General features: G+C 68.5%; 13 protein-coding genes. 3 read left to right on the top strand and 10 right to left on the bottom strand.

Annotated features, from left to right (window positions below; translation table 11 throughout):
- Nucleotides 1-41 precede the first annotated feature (41 nt).
- The 7 genes from miv_RS33340 to miv_RS13645 all read right to left on the bottom strand — a co-directional run bounded on the left by miv_RS33340 (nt 42) and on the right by miv_RS13645 (nt 10,825).
- Complete coding sequence (locus miv_RS33340) at nt 42-980, bottom strand: hypothetical protein (RefSeq protein WP_244748993.1); 939 nt, start codon at nt 978-980, stop codon at nt 42-44.
- Between the two features lie 74 nt (nt 981-1,054).
- The gene (locus tag miv_RS33335) at nt 1,055-2,044 is read right to left on the bottom strand and encodes a DUF1156 domain-containing protein (protein WP_244748992.1); all 990 of its coding nucleotides are present in this window, start codon (nt 2,042-2,044) and stop codon (nt 1,055-1,057) included.
- Nucleotides 2,041-2,907, bottom strand: a complete 867-nt coding sequence (locus tag miv_RS13665) for an ASCH domain-containing protein (protein ID WP_207183157.1) — start codon at nt 2,905-2,907, stop codon at nt 2,041-2,043. Before miv_RS13665 ends, miv_RS33335 begins: the two co-directional genes overlap by 4 nt.
- A 20-nt stretch (nt 2,908-2,927) precedes the next feature.
- Nucleotides 2,928-6,440: a helicase-related protein gene (locus tag miv_RS13660; RefSeq protein ID WP_207183156.1), complete on the bottom strand. Its 3,513-nt coding sequence runs from the start codon at nt 6,438-6,440 to the stop codon at nt 2,928-2,930.
- 424 nt (nt 6,441-6,864) lie between these two features.
- Nucleotides 6,865-8,328, bottom strand: coding sequence for a hypothetical protein (locus miv_RS13655; RefSeq protein WP_207183155.1), 1,464 nt, complete (start codon nt 8,326-8,328; stop codon nt 6,865-6,867).
- A gap of 775 nt (nt 8,329-9,103) precedes the next feature.
- Nucleotides 9,104-9,319, bottom strand: coding sequence for a helix-turn-helix transcriptional regulator (locus miv_RS13650; protein ID WP_207183154.1), 216 nt, complete (start codon nt 9,317-9,319; stop codon nt 9,104-9,106).
- 288 nt (nt 9,320-9,607) lie between these two features.
- Nucleotides 9,608-10,825 carry a tyrosine-type recombinase/integrase gene (locus miv_RS13645; protein WP_207183153.1) on the bottom strand — a complete coding sequence of 406 codons (1,218 nt, stop codon included), beginning with the start codon at nt 10,823-10,825 and terminating at the stop codon, nt 9,608-9,610.
- Between the two features lie 680 nt (nt 10,826-11,505).
- Between miv_RS13645 and miv_RS13640 the strand changes: the two genes are divergently transcribed.
- Nucleotides 11,506-11,766, top strand: a complete 261-nt coding sequence (locus tag miv_RS13640; RefSeq protein ID WP_048429592.1) for a hypothetical protein — start codon at nt 11,506-11,508, stop codon at nt 11,764-11,766.
- 192 nt (nt 11,767-11,958) lie between these two features.
- Complete coding sequence (locus miv_RS13635) at nt 11,959-13,338, top strand: leucine-rich repeat-containing protein kinase family protein (RefSeq protein WP_207183152.1); 1,380 nt, start codon at nt 11,959-11,961, stop codon at nt 13,336-13,338.
- Between the two features lie 19 nt (nt 13,339-13,357).
- On the opposite strand, the gene miv_RS13630 is transcribed toward miv_RS13635, so the two are convergent.
- Nucleotides 13,358-14,269 carry a manganese catalase family protein gene (locus tag miv_RS13630; protein ID WP_048429590.1) on the bottom strand — a complete coding sequence of 304 codons (912 nt, stop codon included), beginning with the start codon at nt 14,267-14,269 and terminating at the stop codon, nt 13,358-13,360.
- Between the two features lie 298 nt (nt 14,270-14,567).
- Here miv_RS13630 and miv_RS13625 point away from each other — a divergent pair, with 298 nt between their 5' ends.
- On the top strand, nt 14,568-15,113 hold the full coding sequence (locus miv_RS13625) for a hypothetical protein (protein ID WP_207183151.1): 546 nt from the start codon (nt 14,568-14,570) through the stop codon (nt 15,111-15,113).
- A gap of 160 nt (nt 15,114-15,273) precedes the next feature.
- Here the strand turns inward: miv_RS13625 and miv_RS13620 are convergent, their stop codons facing one another.
- Nucleotides 15,274-16,665, bottom strand: a complete 1,392-nt coding sequence (locus miv_RS13620) for an MFS transporter (RefSeq protein ID WP_207183490.1) — start codon at nt 16,663-16,665, stop codon at nt 15,274-15,276.
- A gap of 201 nt (nt 16,666-16,866) precedes the next feature.
- Nucleotides 16,867-17,607: a cell wall hydrolase gene (locus miv_RS13615; protein WP_207183150.1), complete on the bottom strand. Its 741-nt coding sequence runs from the start codon at nt 17,605-17,607 to the stop codon at nt 16,867-16,869.
- Nucleotides 17,608-18,193: the final 586 nt, after the last annotated feature.

Here is an 18,193-nt window from a genome sequence, read left to right as displayed (position 1 = left end):
ATCAACAATTGCTTGCAGAAACGATGCCCATCCGGCCGAGGTTACGCCGGCATCAGCGAGCTCTGATTGCTTGAATGCATAGTATATTGTAATCGGATCATCAGTCGCGGCGCCGTGCATTGCCGTGAATGCTTTTCCCATGCCCTGCATAAAAAATTTTTCTGCTGCATCCTTACCGCCGTGGCGGTATGGTGTAGCAACAAGCTCAGCTTCCTTAGGTGTCGATAAACGTCGAAATAGATCTGGCCAGACACCAGATAGCGATTTACGCAGCCATACGTAAAAAAATCAGAAAGATCGGCGTATCCGATATTATCGTAATACGGCGGATCCGTAGAAATGTTAATAGTTTTAACGTTGTACGGATTGCTGGTTGCGTCAATAAGAGATACAGTTCCAGTCCCTGTATTATGTGATTTAGCGAGCACTTCATATATAGCGTAAGCCGTCCCGGCGATATCGCCCCCAGCCCCAGAGAGGGGGTTAGTTTCAGCGTAATCCCAGACCATCGGAAGCGCTTGTCGACCGAATGTATTACGCATTCTGTCCATCTTGGATTCCCAAGCGCAGAGCGTCGTATTGCGATCACTTGCCTTATCTACAGCAAATGCAAGGTAGGTCGCAACTACATCTGCGTATGCAGTCGAGCTGGACTCACTCAACCGGCCTAATTCACTATCCGAGAGATTTATGCTTTGATGATTGCCATGGCGGCGAGAAACCGACATTTCAGCGCAATCCGCCAGCACTTGCGTCTTCGCTTCGGCCACTAAATCGGAGAAATTTGTTAATGCTGCAAGCTGGCGCCGTGTAAATAGATCGGCCCACTGGCTTAAGCCATAGGCAGGCACGCGAAAACCTAGTGCCTTATCGTATAAGATACCTTCAGGCTCCCAAGCTGGCGTCGCACTCGCTGCAACTTCCTCGTGCTCTTGATTAGGTGAGATATAAATACGTCCACGCCGCCCTTCCACAACCATTGCAATTAATCTGCTACCTATTTTTTTTGCCTTACCTCGAGATCTATTGTATTCCTCTGAAATTGCGGCGCCAGTCAGAACACAGGCAAAATTGCCGCGCGCTGTTTTTGTTCCTTTTTTAGCCGCTCTTCATCCGCTTTGGATAAAATCCCTGTCCTTACCTCAAACCGCCACCCGTCCATTGCTGCTGGATCTACAATTGGCTCAACCCAGGTCTTACGACCCTCTTTTGTTGACAGCATGAAGGACGAGACCAGCGGCACCATCGCGCCTTTGGCCGCCGGATCAGGCGACCGCACAGTCCTGGCCCACAACCAAGCAATCACCGTCGCCTGCGACCCATCCGGAAGCGTAGCCTTCGGATACAAGTGCCCTATGCGCTTCTCTGCTTCGTCACGCATCCACTGGCCGTAATAGCGCACGTCCTCCGCCAAGCCCTGCGCGCCTTTCCAGTCTCGAAGCTGACCGTTGGCAGCCTCGGCCCGCGCCTTCGGGTTCACCGGCGGCTGGCCGGCGAATTTCGGCGGGATCTCGACCAGCGCCTTGCCGATCAGCACCGCCACCGGGTTCAGGTCCGAGCCGTAGGCCCGCAGGCCCAGACGTTGCGCCTCCAGCGGAATCGAGCCGCCGCCCGAGAACGGGTCGTAGACCGGCGGCGCCTTGGTCTGGAGGTAGTCGAGGATCGCGGGGCCGTCATCCCGCGGCGGCGGCTCCTCGCCACGGCCCCAGGCGACCGAGCGTGCAATCTCCCACCGCGCCTCGTTCAGGATGTGCTCGTCGTTCGAGGCCTCCCACGGCACTAGCCGCTCGATGACCTTGTGCAGCCGCTTGCGCTCGGCCTCGATCTTCTCGTCATCGTGGTCGAACCTGTCCGGCCAGGACGAGGGATCGTCGACGAGCTGCGCGAACAGGACCGCCCGGCAGGCCGCCAGCGGCCGCCGTGCCCACCACAGGTGGAGCGTCGAGGGATGACCGTGCCGGATCGACTTCTCCCGCGCCGAGGCGGCGTTGATCGCCTCCAGCGGGATCGAGACCTCGATGAGCTTCTTGCGGACGGCACTCATACGGCGGATGTCTTCTCAAGTGTCACGGTGTAGCTGTGCGAATTTTCGCGCCGGATGACGAGCGTATCGCCTTCCTGCGCACCTGATCGCGCGAAGAAGTCCTTGATAGGGCTTCGATTACGAAAGAAGTAATGCGACGAACGTTTCTCGGAGTTGGCGCGGTTCTCACCGGCGATGTCGGTTTCCACCGTCGTACCCGGCTGGTAGCGGACGGTTACTGGTCGAGCGGCCCGCTGCGTCTCATCCGATCCGCCGATCCCGTCAGGGGGAAAGAAGTCGAGAATCGAGCGCAGATAGAAGTGGTTGTTCCTAATGTTCCCCTGGGAGAGCGGCAGGTAAGCCACGTCCCCGTCGATCCATCCCTGAATTCGCAAGCGCCGGCCCGAGGCCGGTTGAAGCACTGTTGGAGGCGGCCTTTTGGAGGCAGCTTGATGGATTTGACTCTGCGGCTCCGACTTCGGCTGCGGAGCGCGAGGCACACCGATCTGCGCCGCGACCGCCTCGGCCACCGCCGGATCGAGGTTGACCCAGATCACCGCCCCGGACCGATGGGCGTAGGGGACCGGCCGCTCGAGCGGCTGCGCGTTCCCGAGGAGCCAGGGCCTCCGCCAGCCATCGGCGAAGGCCCGCGCCTGCCGGTCCGCCGGGATGCGGTGCTTCGGCTCCGCGGCGCGATAAGCCTCAGCGCTGTCGAGGGGCGGCAGCGAGCCCGCCAGGTCCGCGACGCCGACGACCTGTTTGCTCCCCTTCCGGATGAGGCCGATCCGCCCTGTCTGGCGGCAGGCGGTCCTGCGCATCTCCCAGGTCTTCTCGCCGCAGAGGATCAGCCCGATCCACGGGTCATCGATGATCAGCGCCTTCACCCCGATGTGCCCCGTATCCCTCAATGCGGCCTGCGGCCCAGCGATAGCAGATCGGCGATATCGAACACCACGGCCGTTTCGGCGAAGCCCGGCTCCCTGTTGACGAAGCGCCGCACGTAGACCGGCTCCTGGGCGAAGCCGGACTCGATGCGCACGATCGCCAGGATGAAGGCCTCCGCGGCGTTCAGCGAGGCGAGGATCTCGTTCTTGGTCAGGATGACGTCGCGGCCCGCGGCCTGCCGGCCCTTCACCTCGATGAAGCGCAGGGGACCGCCCGCGCGGCCGCGGCTCTCGATGTCCCAGCCCTTCTTCTCGGCGGAGACGTCGCGCGGCTCGTGGCCGAGGCCGCGCTCGGCCGCCATCACGGCCTCCATGGCGAGCCGCTCGATCTCCGCCCGGGCGAGCGGATCCTCGCAGAAGCCGTCCGGCTCAGGCTGGGTGTACGGCGGAGCCGGCCTGCGCGACTGGAGCAGCCCGGCCGGGACGACGAGGGCGGCTCCCTTCAGAAGCGGCGCCATGGCCGAGACCTGCCGCTCGCGGTCGAGCTCCGCCTGGCGCCGGTGCAGGCGCTCGACGAGCCGCGTGGCCGTGGCCTCCGCGTTCTGGGCGTTGACGCGCTGCTCCTTGCCCGCCCTCTCCTCCTCGCGCAGGCGCGCGGCCCTGGCGTCCCAGTAGTTGATCTCCCGGGTCAGGCGTGCCCGCACCTCCCGCTCGATCTTGTCGATCTCCGCGAGGCGGCGCGCCTTCACGGCGGCGAGGTGCTCCGGCACGAGGTGGCCGACGGCGTAGCCGAGCGCCCGCGCCTCGACGCCCTCCGTCAGCCAGGGCGCCGTCAGGACGTCGTGGATCGCGGCCCGCTCGTCTTGCGTGGCGGGCCGGCAATCGAGGTAGGGCGCCGGCCCCCCGTCGCGGGCGGACCCGTCTTCCCCGAGAAGGATGAACTGCAACCGCTGCGAGACGATGCGGGGCTCGGCCGTCCGCGTCGCGCGCCCGTCGCGCACGGCGTGCTCCAGGTAGACGAGAAGCCGCGGCGTCACGCCCTCATCCGCCTCGTCGACGAGGACGCTGCCCCGGCCGAGCAGCGGCAGGAAGCGTTCGAGCACGACATCGACCAAAGCATCGAGCAGCGGATGCCCCGGCGCGACCAGCTCGGCCTGCGGCGTGCCGGCGATCAGGGACTTCTCGAAGGTGATGCGGGCGTAGCGGTCGAGCACCGGATCGGACCGCCCGATCTGGCGGTCGCGCTCCTTCAGGATCGCGGGCACGCGCAGGATCTCGAAGCGGCCTCTCTCGCGCTCGGCGAGGCGGCCGCCCAGCATCGCGAAGCCCTCGCGGAAGAACGCACCGATGAAGTGCGGCTGCAGGCGGCGGGCCTGCGCCCGCTCCATTGCCTCGCGGATGGCCGTGACCGCGTGCGGATCCATGCCCTCCGTGGTGAGCTTGCGCTCGGCGACCAGCCGCTCGATGGCACCGACATCGACCGCTCCGTCGACCTTGTGGAACAGCTCGGCCTTCTTCTCGGGGCGATCTCCGTACCGGATGGCCTCGACGAGGAGATCCCGCAGGGCCTGGCCCTCGAACAGCTCGCCCAGCACGTCGTAGACCTTGCCCCCGAGCGCCGCGCGGGCCTCCTCCAGCTTCTCCAGCAGCCGGCGGTAGACCTCGCCCTCCCGGGTATTGGCGGCGCACAGATTCCACAGGTGGCACACCTCGGTCTGGCCGATGCGGTGGATGCGGCCGAACCGCTGCTCGAGCCGGTTCGGGTTCCAGGGCAGGTCGTAGTTGACCATCAGGTGCGCGCCGCGCTGGAGGTTCACGCCCTCGCCGGCCGCGTCGTTGGCGATCATCACCCGCACGAGCGGATCGGAGTTGAACGCCGCGATGGCGGCGCGGCGCGCCTCGCGGGCGACCCCACCATGGATCACGACGACCGCGGCGGAATCCCCGACTCTCGCGGCGATCTTCTGCTGAAGGTAGTCGAGCGTGTCCTTCGGCTCGGTGAAGATCAGGACCTTGCGGCGCAAGCCGGTCGTCGCATCGAGCATCATCGGCTCGTCGAGGATCGCCTCGAGCTGGCGCCACTTCGTGTCCTGCCCCGAGAGCTTGAGGCTCAAAGCACGTTGCTCGAGATCCGACAGGATGGTGATTTCGGCCTCGAGTTCGGCAAGCGTGGCCGCGGCCGTCGCCTGAATGGCGATCTGATCTTCCGCTTCCTCGGCCTCCTGACCCGGCACGTCGTCGATGTCGTCAGGATCGAAGGCCGGGAGAACCGGCGATCGGCCCAGGGGAGCGGAGCCGGCCTGGCGCAGCAATCGCTCCTCCCGCAGACGCTCCTCAAGGCGCTTCCGGCGGCGTTCGAGAGAGCGGTGAATCGCGGCGGGCGAGGAGGCCAGCCGTCGCTGCAGGATCTGGAGCGCGAAGCCGACGCTGGAGCGACGCTTGTCGTCGCCAGTGCGGTCGGCGCGGTTCATCTCCTCGCGGACGTAGGTCGTGACAGCTTGGTAGAGATCAGTCTCGGCGGGCGAGAGCGCGTAGTTTGCCGTATAGGCCCGTCGCTCCGGGAAAAGAGGTGTTCCGTCGAAGCGGTAGAGTTCTTCTTTCGTCAGCCGGCGCATCATGTCGGACACGTCGACCTTGTGGACGCCCTCGCGGAAGCGGCCCTCGAAACGATCGGCGTCGAGCAATCCCATGAAAAGCTGAAAATCCGCCTCCTTGCCATTGTGGGGCGTCGCCGACATGAGGAGAAGATTGCGGGTGCGTTGTCCGAGCAACTTGCCAAGTTTATGACGTTGCGTTTCCTTGACTTCTCCCCCAAAATACGATGCGGCCATGCGGTGGGCCTCATCGCAGATGACGAGATCCCAGTCTGGAGCAGCGTCGAGCTTCGCCTTCAGCGTTTCCGACCGCGCCGCCATGTCGAGGCGCAGGATGAGGCGCGATGTCTCAACGAATGGATTGCCGGTGATCGATGTCTCGATCTGGTCACGGGTCAGGATCTCGAAGGCAAGGCCGAATTTTTCAGCCATCTCCTCCTGCCATTGCTCGACGAGACTGCCCGGTGCGACGATAAGGCAGCGTTCGAGATCACCACGAATGAGAAGCTCTTTGATCAGCAAGCCGGCCATCACGGTCTTGCCAGCCCCTGGATCATCCGCGAGCAGGAAGCGCAGCGGCTGGCGCGGCAACATCTCTCCATAGACCGCTGTGATCTGGTGCGGCAGGGCCTCGATCTGCGAGGCGCTGACGGCCAGATACGGATCGAAGAGATGGGCCAGACGGATTCGATAGGCCTCGGATGCGAGCCGCAGCAGGCCGCCATCCGCATCGAACGCAAATGCGCGGCCTCCTTCGATCATCTCGAAGGCTGCTTCCTCACCGCGGTAGAGGAGTCGTTCACCGACCTTTCCGTTGACGCGAAAGATCAGATTGATCGCGTCTGTGCCGAAGCGGGAGACCTGGACGACCTCAGCGATGCCACTGGGGTCGAGACCGCGTATGCGCGATCCGGGCTTAAGATCATCAAACAGAATCATGCGGCCTCCCCAGCCACAAGTTCCCTGATTGTACGGATGAACGCAACACGGGAAAAATGATGTTGATGGCAGACTCAGTGGGCTGGATCACGCTCTATGAGCTGTACGGCGCTAGCCCTCTCGCTGACGATGATGACCTATTCGTCCCCGACGTCGTTGCACAAGGATGGGCCGACCGTGATCGGGTCGGCGCCGTGGTCCGCATCATGAATGAGGGCCGCAGCGTCGTTGATGGACAGCCGACCGAGCTTGTAGCTGGTCTGCACAGTGGCGCGCCCGCTCCGGCGCCGTGCCTGCGGGACGGGCGTCACGTACCGCGACGGCCGCCGCCCCGCGATAGCCGTTCAGGGAGGCGGATCCGACGGGCATTCGATGGATGACAGGTCCGTCGGGAGGCTAGCCAACGTAACGGCCCATCGATCGGTCAAGTGGCGCGTCCGCCCTCCGAGACCACGACGATGTAAGTCGTGCCGTCGGACGAGCAGAGCAGGTCCACTCCGCTCAGGCGCTTCGCCTGTGCCGGGGCGGGCTCCCGGAAATCGAAGTGCGGCGCCTGGGCGACCGGCCGCAGGAACCCGAAACCTTGGTCCAGGACGATCGAGGCCGTGCCTCCGTCCGCGTAGCCGAGCGTGAGGCGGCGCGAGTGCGAGGCCTGTCCGACCTGTAGATCGAGGTCGAGCCCGGCGCCCTGACAGAGGTGGCGCAGGACCTGCTCGCGGTCGGTCTCGACGCGCCAGTCGTGGGAGAGGCGATAGGGTGCGGCGCCGTCGTGGAACTTCAGCGGAGCCGTTGCCAGGCGGAAGCGCGGCCGCTGCGGACCAGCCAGCGCCGCCGCGAGGCGGGACACGGCGCGGACGACGAGCAGGGCGACGAGTGGCGAGCGTACGTAGCGGTCCGAGTAGCTCACCGAGACCAGCTGCTTCGGACGCCACAGCCCGGCCGCCTCGAGGTCTGGCCGGACGAGCGCTGCGAAGCGGTCTCCCAGGCTGCGGCTCGGCCCGTCGAGTCGCGTCTTGGGCTCGATGTACCGCGCGCCTGGCCGAGGCAGCAGGCGGTCGTGGTCGAACGGCGCGCAGGCCGGCGGTGCGCCCGGGAATGCGACCACGGGGGCGTCCCGGCCCAGACCCCAGCTGTCACCGAACCGTGCCGGGGCCTCGTCCCGCGAGGCCCAGATGCGTCCGCTCGCAAGGGCGGCGACCGCACGCGCGCCGTTCCGGAAGCGCGGCGCCGTCCCGATCGCGAGGCACAGTCCATGCCGGATAGCAGCGTCCCGCAGCCCGAGCCGCTGGGCGGCGTCGAGCCCGCTTAGAATCTCCTCGCTCAGGCAGAGCGTCACCGCATGCCCAGCCTCGTTCAGACGGCCAAGCAGGGTGCGCAGGCGGGGGCGGATCAGAGAGGTGGGATCGAAAGGCGCTGCCGGCCATAGGATCGCCTCTTCGGCACCCCCGCCCACCCGCGCCGCGATCTCGTCGGCGACATCGCGTGCGAGGACGGCGCCCTCAGCGGCCGCGTCCTCCTGCGAAGGCCCCGCGACGGCGGCGAGTTCCACCTCCGCGAAGGCCAGGGCCGCCTGGCGGTCCAGGATCTCGGCCTGGGCGTGGAGGTCGCCCGCGAGCACGCAGGCCGAGCACCCCCCCTCGCATCCGGGCTCGCGGCAATCGAGGATCGCGCGGGCGTCGCGTAGATAGGCGCGCAGGACCGGGGCGACGTGGGCCGTCTCGAAATCGAGGGCGTAATGAGAGCCCTCGCCAGGACGGGCGAGGAGGGGCATCAGGGCGTTCCAGGCCGCGCGGAGCAGGCCGTTGATCTCCTCCCGGTGCTCGGCGTCGCCAACGTCGAGGCCGAGGCCCCGCTCAAGCAGGCGGACGGCGATGGCGGGGCGGCCCACGGGGCGCGCTCGTGGCCACGTGCGGGTGGCGGCTGTGGCGCTGTCGCAGACGAGGCCGTCCGCCGCGACGTGGAGGGGCCTCCCGCCCGGCAGGGCGCGCAGCGCGATGAGGCGCGCGACATCCGGGCGGCGGGCCGCCTCTTCCCCCGGCGCCGCGACTTCCGACTCTGCCGGTTCACCAAATACCACGCGAACGGCAGTGAATCGGCGAGCGCCAGGACGGCCCGACGCTCTGTGTCCTGCGCGTGAAGCGCCAGCCGCGCCGCCGCGCTGGGGCAATGGGCGAGCAGGCGCAGGGTGTCGAGGCTTGCAGGCGGCAGGCCGTTGAGGCTGGCTGACAGCATCGCGAGCCAGCGCATATCGGCGTGCGTGCCGGCTCCTCCGGCTGCGGCCTCGCCCAAGCGGTACAGCACGGCAGTCTCCCGCGCATCCTTGTCGGGGATTAAGACCGCCGCCGCGAGTCCCTCGGTCCCAGCGGTGCGTCCGGCACCAAACCGGACGATCGATGGGCGCGCCACCACTGTGTCGCCGCGCCGACCCTCGCCGGCCTCGCCCAAAATCACCCCCGCCCTTTCCGGGGGGCTTTGCTTTTGGACGAGTTGGGCCGATGGCACTACCCTGGAGGCGGCGACGTTGGCCGCTGGCGCCCGTTGGGGCTCCGGACGCGGGAACACTGCACCGAGCCAGCGCAGGGGCTCCGCGGGCCGTCTGAGCCCTCGCTTTGGCTTGCGAGAAAGCGACGGCGTATTCATCGCCGCCGCCAAGATGTAGACGCTCAGCCACCACAGCGCCGGCTGGCGATCCACTCGTCCAGGTCATCACGCCGAATGCCGATACGGCGCTCGCTGAGACGCAGGATGCGCGGGCCGCGCCCCGCCTTGACCAGCCGACGCATGGTCGAGACGGATAGATTGGCGGCCTCGCACGCGGCATTGAAGTTGATGACGGGGGCGTTCGGGCGCACGTCGCCCGCCGGCACGGTATGCGGCACGGTCTCTCTCCAGGCATGGAAGAAGCTGGGGATCGGCCTGCCGGGATCGGCAGCCTCTAATCTGACCCGCACCCAGCGTGCGCGCCCAAAATGTGATTGCGAGCTTGAACTGTGGTGACACTAAGCAGCCAAAAGAGATCACGCAAGCTCATAAATGGCCGCGAGATTGCACCCCATTTGCAGCAAGATCTTTGCAATGTGCTGGCACTTGAATGGATCGATCGTTGTTTCCAGGCACATCTCTAGTCGTGGACCTTGAGTCCCCGCCGGCACAACCGGAGAAAAAATTTACGCGCTCGCTCGGGGAGGTGCCTCCTCCCGCATCCCGCAAAGGCCGGTCACGTGGGCGGCCCACAGGTCCAGCGCCTCCCGCTTCTCCCTCGCGTAGCTCGCGCGGTTGTAGATGCCGGCCACGCCTGCCTTGTGGCCTGAGACGTGATTCAGGATTGCCTCGATGATGTGCGGCGCGACCCCGAGCCGATCCGCCATCGTCGTCGCGGCCGTCCGGCGCAGATCGTGCAGGGTCCAAGGCGCCAGCGGCGTCCCAGCCTCCGTGAGCCGTCTGTCCAGCGCATTCTTGGCCCGTGACCAGCCGGAGAAGCCACCAGCCCCCTCACCAAAGACGAGAGCGCGGCCCTCGAGGCGCGGCGCCTCCCGAAGGGTTGCCACTGCGGGCGTCGAGAGCGGAACAAGGTGTTCCCGGTGGTTCTTCGCCCGGGCGGCTGGAAGGGTCCACAGGGCGGCGTCCAGATCCAGCTCCGTATCCGCCATGCCGCCCACCTCCTCCCGGCGCTGGGCCGTGAGGATCAACAGTTGGACGATGCGTCCGTAGGCATCGCTGCGGCACGCCTTCCAGATGGCCTTCAGCTCGGCGTCGCTCAGGACACGCTCGCGCGTCTTCTCCTCGGCAGGTTTGTGGGTCCCGACCACCGGGTTGGCTTCCGTCAGCCCCTCCCCGATCGCCCACGCGAAGAGTGCCGAGAGCGCCGACCGGCTCCGGTTCGCGGACACTCCACCGCTGCTGTCGCGCAGCTCGGTGAGCCTGGCGGCCACGTCGGCGCGCCGAACCTTGTGCAGCGGGAGGCCCCGCAGGGGCGCCCAATGCTTCGTCAGGTGGAGCTTGGTCTGATAAAAGGTCCCGGGCTTCTGGCGAGCCTCGCAGCGCTTCAAGTAGGCATCCGCGACGCTGCCAAGCGTGACAGCGGCTGCCTTCTTCGCCGCGGCCTTCTCGGCATGCAGGTCGTTGCCGGTCAGGGCCTTTGCGAGAAGCGTCCGGGCCTGCCGCCGGGCCTCATCGACGGTGAGGGTGTCCACCGCACCGATGCTGAGCTTCTTCGTGGCTCGCTGCCCTGGCACTCGGTACTGGACGACGTAGCGACGGCTTCCCCCTGCGCTGGCGCGGACGCCGAAGCCCTTGACCTCTGCATCCCACAGGAACGCTTCCAGTTTGCCGGGCGGGACAGTCAGAGCGGCGACGGTCTGGCGGGTAAGGCGCTGCGCAGTCATTTTCCGGAAGCCAATGACCCGAATGCCTGTGGAGTCAAGATACCGCTTCTGCGTTATAAAAACTAGAGGTTCAGAGGGAAAATGGCGCCGTTTGATGGCTTCCGGACGCTTTTGAAAGCTCCTCCTCGAAGAACTGTGGGACTAGGGGTCGGAGGTTCGAATCCTCTCGCTCCGACCAAAAATAACTCTGCACCGTCAGAGACTTACGATAGGTGGCCTTGGGGTCGCCTTCGTCGTTTCAGGGCCAGAATTTCGCTAGCCGTTGGCTGCTGCAGCCTGCCTTGAGCCGATCTGCCGTCGTGCACGTCCACCATGGCTGGGTGTTCACGCCCGCGCGTTTCCCCCGAGCATTTTCTCGGCCTCGTCGCGGGCGCGACCGAGCTCGGGCTGTTTCCGTTCGTGCTGAACCGGATCGGCGCCACCGAGGTCGGTGGGTTCGAATTCTCCGTCTCGATGCGGCGTGACGCGGAAGAGGCCCCAGGGCCCTGCGCCGGCGGCAGGACGGGGCGATCGATCACCTCTCCCGGGTCCTGGTGCAGCAGCACCGCACCGCCTCGCTGCGCGCGGGGCGCTGAGCAGGGCGCCGACTTGCGGGCGCCGAAAGGCCGCGCCGGCGGGCCGGAACGCCGCCGATGCGCCGGCCGTTTCGCTCGGTCAGCGAATACGGCAGGAGGCCATCCATGCGTGCCCTCACGATCCAGGCCACGGTCGCGGCCGCCCTCGTTCTCGGGACGACGGCTGCGGCGCTCGCCCGCAACAGCGATTCCGGCAGCGGCCTGTCGCCCTACGCCGCCTTGAACGGCAACGACCGCTCGGCCGGGGTCAACAACGGCAATTTCCGGCAGCCGCGCTACGACCCCTACCTGCGCACCTACGGCCGCCCGCCGGTGGAGTATGAGCGTGCGGCCCCGCCGGCCTACTATTACGGCTACCCGTACTGAAGCCGGTCCCGCCGAGCCGGTCTTGCCAAGCCGGCCTTGCCCGCCTCTTGATCCGGCGGCGTTTCCCGCCAACCACCGGCGCCGGGCGGCGCAAGCGAGGGCCGCCGGGAGATCGAGGATGCCGAGACCCGACCGGGCGAACCCCAACCGGCCCGACCCCAACCGGCCCGACTCCAACCGGCCCCTGCGCGCATGAGCGCCGGGACGGACCCGCACGCGGCGACGGGCCTGCCGCCCGAGACCGCCGCACGCCTCGCTGCCCTACGCCGGGGCGACCTCGCCGGCATCCGGGAATTGCGGCTCCCCGGCGGGCCGGAGGGGCGGCTGACCGCGATGCCGCCCGAGATCCTCGGCCTCGCCGACAGCCTCGAACTCCTCGACCTCGGCGGCCACGCCCTGACCGAACTGCCCGCCGGATTCGGCCGGATGCGCCGCCTGCGGGTCCTCTTCTGCTCGGGCAACCGCTTCACCCGCCTGCCCCCGGTGCTGGGCGACTGCCCGGCCCTGAGCCAGGTCGGCTTTCGCGCCGCCGGCCTCGTCGAGGTGCCGGCGGAATCCTTGAGCCCGGACCTGCGCTGGCTCACCCTCACCGACAACCGCATCGCGGCGCTGCCCCGGGCCCTCGGCGAGCGGCCACGCCTGCAGAAGCTGATGCTGGCGGGCAACCGCCTGGAGGCCCTGCCGGATTCCTTGAGCGGGGCGGAGAACCTCGAACTCCTGCGCATCGCCGCCAACCGCTTCGCGACCTTGCCGGGCTGCATCACCGCCCTGCCCCGCCTCGCCTGGCTGTCCTGGGCCGGCAACCCGTTCGAGGATCGCGCCGCCCCGGGACCGGTCGCGGCGGAGCCGGTCGCCTGGAACGACCTGTCCGTCGGTCCGCTCCTGGGCGAGGGCGCCTCGGGCCGGGTGATGCGGACGGGGTGGCGGCCGGGGGGCGTCGGTGCGGAACGCGCGGTCGCCCTCAAGCTGTTCAAGGGGGCGATGACCAGCGACGGCCTGCCCGAGCGCGAGATGGCGGCCTGCCTGGCGGCGGGCGCCCATCCGCACCTGACCGGCGGCCTCGGCCGCCTCGCCGACCACCCGGACGGCGTTCAGGGCTTGCTGATGCCGCTCCTGCCGCCGGGCTGGCGGGTGCTGGCCGGTCCGCCGAGCCTCGCGAGCTGCAGCCGCGACGTCTACGATCCCGCCTTGCGCCTGACCCGGGCGGCGGCCTTGCGCCTCGCCCGCGGGGTGGCGGCAGGCGCCGCCCACCTGCATGCGAGCGGCTTCGGCCACGGCGACCTCTACGCCCACAACGTGCTGTGGGACGGGCATGACGGCGCGGCGGTGCTGAGCGACCTCGGGGCGGCCTCCGCCCTGCCCGCGGGCCGGGAGGGTGCCATCCTGCAGCGGCTCGACGTGCGGGCCTTCGGGCTCCTGCTCCAGGAGCTGGGCCGCCACGCCCCGCTCGCCGAATCAGGCCTCGACGGGCTGGTCGAGGCCTGCACCGGGCCCGATCCGGCGGCGCGCCCGGCCATGGCGGAGGTGCTCGATACCCTCGACGCGGCCGTCGCGGGCGCGGGGCCGGACTGACCGGCCCCGGCCGGAATCGTCAGCGGCTCTTCTTGTAGAGCTTGCTGGCGATCTCGAAGATCTCCTCCGGCTTGTAGTTCGGCGCGAAGGCGCCGTAATTGCCGTCGAGCTCCGGGATCTTGCCGCCCTCGGGCGCGCCGTCGACCACTTCGAGGTTCCCCGGCGGGTCGCCCGGCAGCGCCACCTCGTCGTTCGACCACACACCGGCCGCTTCGGGATAATCCTGCGAGAAGGTGTAGAGCCGGCGGTGGCTGCCCTCCTGCAGGTATTTCTGGCATTCCGGGATGCGGTCGAGGTTGATGTTGGGGGTCGGCAGCATCTGCTCGATCGCCACGCCCGTCAGCTTCTTGAGCGCCAGGGCGTAGGCGTGGGCATGGACCGAGCCGCGCACCAGCAGGTAGCCGCAGACCTCGCGCCCGGTCGGGTCCTTCAGGGTCTCGTAGACCCGGAGCTTGTGCAGCCGCGCGCCGCATTCCAGATGGAAGTTGTGCAGCAGGTCGATGATGATGTTTCCGGTCGTGGTGACCATGTCCATGTTCCACGACGCGGCGTTCGAGTTCATCGGCATCGCGCCGCCGCCGTTGCTGAGGAAGCTGCCGGCGAGCCGGATGTCCTGCATGTCGTGGAAGGGCGCCTTCGACACGTCGACGTCCGGCGTCGGGTCGCCCGGGCCGTTATTGAGCATCGCCACGCCGGTCGAGACCAGCTCGACGTGGCCGAGTTCCTCCGCGAAGATGCTCGAGACCAGGCTGTAGAACGGGCGCAGCTTGGACTTGTCGCGAAAGTTGAAGCTCTGGAACATGTAGTTGCCGAGCGTCGACATCTCGCCGTACTTGCCGCCGAGCAGCTCCTGCAGGGCGGCGGCGGCATTCGGGTCGGGCCTCTTGGGCTGCGGCAGCTCGGCCTGCAGACGGTCGATCCTCATGAACATGGGCACGGCACCTTGTCTCGCCGGGGTCTCCCCCGGAGCCTGGCGGGCATACTCCCCGCATCCATCGCGGATAGTCCCCGGGAGCATCGATCGGCGGCAGGTTGGGTTCCCGCCCCGCATACCCTCCGGGCGCATCCGTCGCAGGGGTGCGGCCCCACGGGGCGGGGGTAGGGTGACGCACCCGCGCCGCAGGACACGGAGGAATGCGGCCGTGGGCGAGCAAGCGGCGCAATAGTCCTTGACCGCGGCGCGCAGGCGGGCCCCCCTTGAGGGAATCGCCGACCGCTTCCCGGATCCCATGGCCACCCCGATCGACACCGGCACCATCCTGGCCCTGCTGCGGCGCGCGACCGAGCAGGTGCGCGCCTCGACCGCCCGCGCCACCGCCGCCGAGGCCCGGGCCGACCGGCTCGGCCGCGAGGTCGGCGCCCTGCTCGTGCGCGTCGAGGACGCTCTGCAGGCCGCCGCGACCGAGGCCGAGGATGCCCGGCACAAGGCCGCCGCGGCGAACCAGGCTGCCGCCGAGGCAAATCAAGTTGCCGCCGAGGCAAATCACGCCGCCGCCGAGGCCGGTCATGCCGCCGCGGCGGCGAACGTCGTGATCGTCGAGGCGCGGGATGCGGCCGCCGAGGCGGAGGCCCGGATCGGGGCGGCCGAGGCCCTGCTGTCGGCCGAGCGGGCCGCGGTGCGCCGCCTGGAGGCGCGCCTGGCCGAGGCCCAGCGCGCCACCACCGCCGCCGAGGCCGCCCGCGAGGCGGCGGAGCTGCGCCTCGCCCGCATCCGCGAGGCCCTGCTCGACACGGTGGTGCCGCCGGCCGAGGCGGAGCGGCCGGCCCTGCACTGAAACCCGGTCGACGCCTGCGCGGCGGGTCTCCATCGCGGACGCCCTGGGTCGTCATCGGCAGGGACGGATCCGGCGACCGGGCCAGGCTCCCGGACGATCGCGACCGGTGCCCGTCCCGAACCCGCGCGGCATGGACGAGGGAGGCGGACCGCCTCGTCCCTCACCCCGCCTTCGACAACGGATCGGCGATGCTCTCCAGGGACTTGCCCTCCGCATCGACCCCGAGCCGCCACTCCGTCACGGCGGCGATCACCAGGAGTGCCGCCGCCCCGACATAGCCGCCGGCCAGCGCCCATTGCTGGCCGGATTCGATCAGGCGGGTGAACAGCCAGGGGGCCATCACGCCGCCCGCACCCGTGCCGAGGGCGTAGAACACCGCGATGGCGAGCGCCCGGGTCTCGAGGGGAAAGATCTCGCTCGCCGTGAGGTAGGCGGAACTGGCGGCGGCCGAGGCGACGAAGAAGATCGCGATCCAGGCGAAGGTCTGGGTCCAGGCGGTGAACAGGTCGAGGCCGAACGCGACCGCGGTGGCGAGCAGCAGGAGCCCGCTCAAGCCGAAGGTGCCGGCGATCATCCGGCGCCGGCCGATCGTGTCGAAGAAGTGGCCGAGCAGCAGCGGGCCCAGGAAGTTGCCGATGGCGAGCGGCACCAAGAAGATGCCGGCCTTGTTCTCCGGCACGCCGTAGAACTTCGCGAGCACCAGCCCGTAGGTGAAGAACACCGCGTTGAACAGGAAGGCCTGGGCCACCATCAGCACCAGGGCGAGGACGCTGCGGCCGCGGTGCTTGTGCACCATCGAATCGAAGATCTCGCCGAAGCCGAAGCTCTTCTTGGGGTGCACCTCCAGGATGCCCTCCGCCTTCAGGAGCGTTTTGCCGGTCTCGGCCTCGATCCGGCGCTCGATCTCCGCCACCGTGCGCTCGGCCTCCTCCTCGCGGCCGTGGGTGACGAGCCAGCGCGGGCTCTCGGGGACGTGGCGGCGCAGGAACAGGATGCCGAGGCCGAGCACGCCGCCGATGCCGAAGCCGAGGCGCCAGCCGAAATCCGGGTCGAGGAGGTTGGGGTCGAGGAGGAGCAGCGCGGCGCCCGCGCCCGCGGCGGCGCCGAGCCAGAAGCTGCCATTGACGATGAGGTCGACCCGGCCGCGATACTTGGCCGGGATCAGCTCGTCGATGGCCGAGTTGATCGCCGCGTACTCGCCGCCGATGCCGAGCCCGGTGACGAGGCGGAAGAGCGCGAAGCTCCAGAAATCCCAGGCGAGCGCGCTGGCGATGACGCCGCCGACATAGATCAGCAGGGTGGCGTAGAAGACGAGGCGGCGGCCGAACCGGTCGGTGAGCCAGCCGAAGACCAGGGCGCCGACCACCGCGCCGACGACGTAGAACGAGGCCGAGGCGCCGATCTCCTGGAGGGTGAAGCCGAGCGCCCGCTTGTCCTGCAGCACGGGGCCGATCGCCCCGACGATGGTGACCTCGAGCCCGTCGAGCACCCAGGTGACGCCGAGGGCGATCACCAGGATCAGGTGGAAGCGGCTCCAGGGCAGCCGGTCCATCCGCGCCGGCACGTCGGTGCGCACCACGCCGGACCTGGCATCCCGCGCCGTTCCGGCTCCCGCCGCAAGATCGCCTGCCGCCACGTCGTCCTCCCCGGTCATCCGTGGGAGACTCAAACCGCAGCGGAGCCGTTGCGTTCCGCGCCGGACTTGAGAGCCGGACTTGGGAGGTGGAGGGGTCGTCGTCCGCGGAGGCGGGCCTCAGCCCGGGCTGCGGCCGGTCTCGGCGGCGGCGACGCGGCAGACGTTGCGGGCGGGGCCGAGCTCGGCGAGCGGGGTCTGCTGCGCGGCGCGGACGGCGCTGCGGGTCGCCTGCGCGGTCCAGCGGGCGCCGCCGGCGGAGGAGAGCCGGTCCTGGGATACGTGGCCTTGAGCGGCCTGGGCGAGCTGGACGCGGGCGAGGGACTGGCGCGGCGTCGCGCCCTCGCGGTCGTACCACGGGCGCTTCTCGTAGAAGGCGTTGCCGCCGGCGAGGGCCACGTAGTGCATGTTGCGGTAGGAGAAGGTGTAGCCGGCGGTGTGGAAGAACATCGCGCCGCCGACCTTCTCGTGGCGCTCGCCGGCCAGGATCGCGTCGGCGACCTGCTGGGCCTTCTCGCGCTCGCGGTCCCGCATCGGCTTGTGCAGCACGCCGGCGGCGAACTGGCGCTTCTGGCCGACGACGCCGCAGATCGAGTTCGGGTAGGTGGGCGATTCGAGCCGGTTCATCACCACGGTGCCGACCGCGAGCAGGCCCTCCTCGCTCGAGCGGTTGGACTCGAAATACATCGCCCGGGCGAGGCAGTCCCGGTCGGCGGGCGTGACGGCGGCGAGCTGCTTGCGGTCCGGAAGGCTTCCCGTCGTCTCGATCCCGTGGGGGACCAGGCTGCAGCCGCCGAGATGCGGCGCCGCGGCGAGGGCCGCGAGGGCGGCGGTGATGGGGAAAGTCCGGTTCCGCGTCATGCAGGCCCCTCTCGTGCATTGGCCGAGCGGACCGGAACGGCCGCGCTCAAAGCCTAGCTTCGGGCGGAATGTGGCGAAGGCGGGGCACGGATACGCTTCGTAAACCAATCGCCGCGCTTGGCAGCAAGATAGCGGCGACGTGATGCAACGGGGAAACACCGCCCGGGCGTGCCGGAAGCATCGGCGAGCAGCACCCGGGACGGCGGCATGATCACGGCCGGATCATGGCCAGTCGACGGCAGCGTTGCAGTGCAGCGAAATCGCAACGCGTCGGCGTCATGCCGGTTTCGGCCGTCCTCACGACGATGCGGGGCGTCACGACGATCCGCGCGGATCGGCCGAGGACAGGGGGACGAAGTCGATGCCGGCCCTGGTGCCCTCGCGGCGCAGGCCGACGTCCCGCAGCAACCTGTCGTCGAGCCCCTCCAACCTGGCCCGGTCGCGGCGCTGCCGCAGGTGTCGCGCGAGCGCGCCCTCCCCGGGCGGGCCGCTCCCCGGGCATCCGAGGCCGAGCGCGGCGAGGAGGCGGCGAATCAGTCGCGAGGATCGAGGCAAGGATCGACGCAAGGATCGAGGCAAGGATCGA

The organism is Methylobacterium indicum, from assembly GCF_017347565.1.
Taxonomy (GTDB): domain Bacteria; phylum Pseudomonadota; class Alphaproteobacteria; order Rhizobiales; family Beijerinckiaceae; genus Methylobacterium; species Methylobacterium indicum.
The sequence above is the reverse complement of the archived record's forward strand: the minus strand, read 5'-3'. Positions and strand labels throughout refer to the sequence as shown.

What these genes read in the sequence shown, in the direction of transcription:
- miv_RS33340 (WP_244748993.1), bottom strand. Translation starts at nt 980, where the DNA reads ATGGTTGTGGAAGGGCGGCGTGGACGTATTTATATCTCACCTAATCAA.
- miv_RS33335 (WP_244748992.1), bottom strand. Translation starts at nt 2,044, where the DNA reads ATGAGTGCCGTCCGCAAGAAGCTCATCGAGGTCTCGATCCCGCTGGAG.
- miv_RS13660 (WP_207183156.1), bottom strand. Translation starts at nt 6,440, where the DNA reads ATGATTCTGTTTGATGATCTTAAGCCCGGATCGCGCATACGCGGTCTC.
- miv_RS13645 (WP_207183153.1), bottom strand. Translation starts at nt 10,825, where the DNA reads ATGACTGCGCAGCGCCTTACCCGCCAGACCGTCGCCGCTCTGACTGTC.
- miv_RS13640 (WP_048429592.1), top strand. Translation starts at nt 11,506, where the DNA reads ATGCGTGCCCTCACGATCCAGGCCACGGTCGCGGCCGCCCTCGTTCTC.
- miv_RS13635 (WP_207183152.1), top strand. Translation starts at nt 11,959, where the DNA reads ATGAGCGCCGGGACGGACCCGCACGCGGCGACGGGCCTGCCGCCCGAG.
- miv_RS13630 (WP_048429590.1), bottom strand. Translation starts at nt 14,269, where the DNA reads ATGTTCATGAGGATCGACCGTCTGCAGGCCGAGCTGCCGCAGCCCAAG.
- miv_RS13625 (WP_207183151.1), top strand. Translation starts at nt 14,568, where the DNA reads ATGGCCACCCCGATCGACACCGGCACCATCCTGGCCCTGCTGCGGCGC.
- miv_RS13620 (WP_207183490.1), bottom strand. Translation starts at nt 16,665, where the DNA reads ATGGACCGGCTGCCCTGGAGCCGCTTCCACCTGATCCTGGTGATCGCC.
- miv_RS13615 (WP_207183150.1), bottom strand. Translation starts at nt 17,607, where the DNA reads ATGACGCGGAACCGGACTTTCCCCATCACCGCCGCCCTCGCGGCCCTC.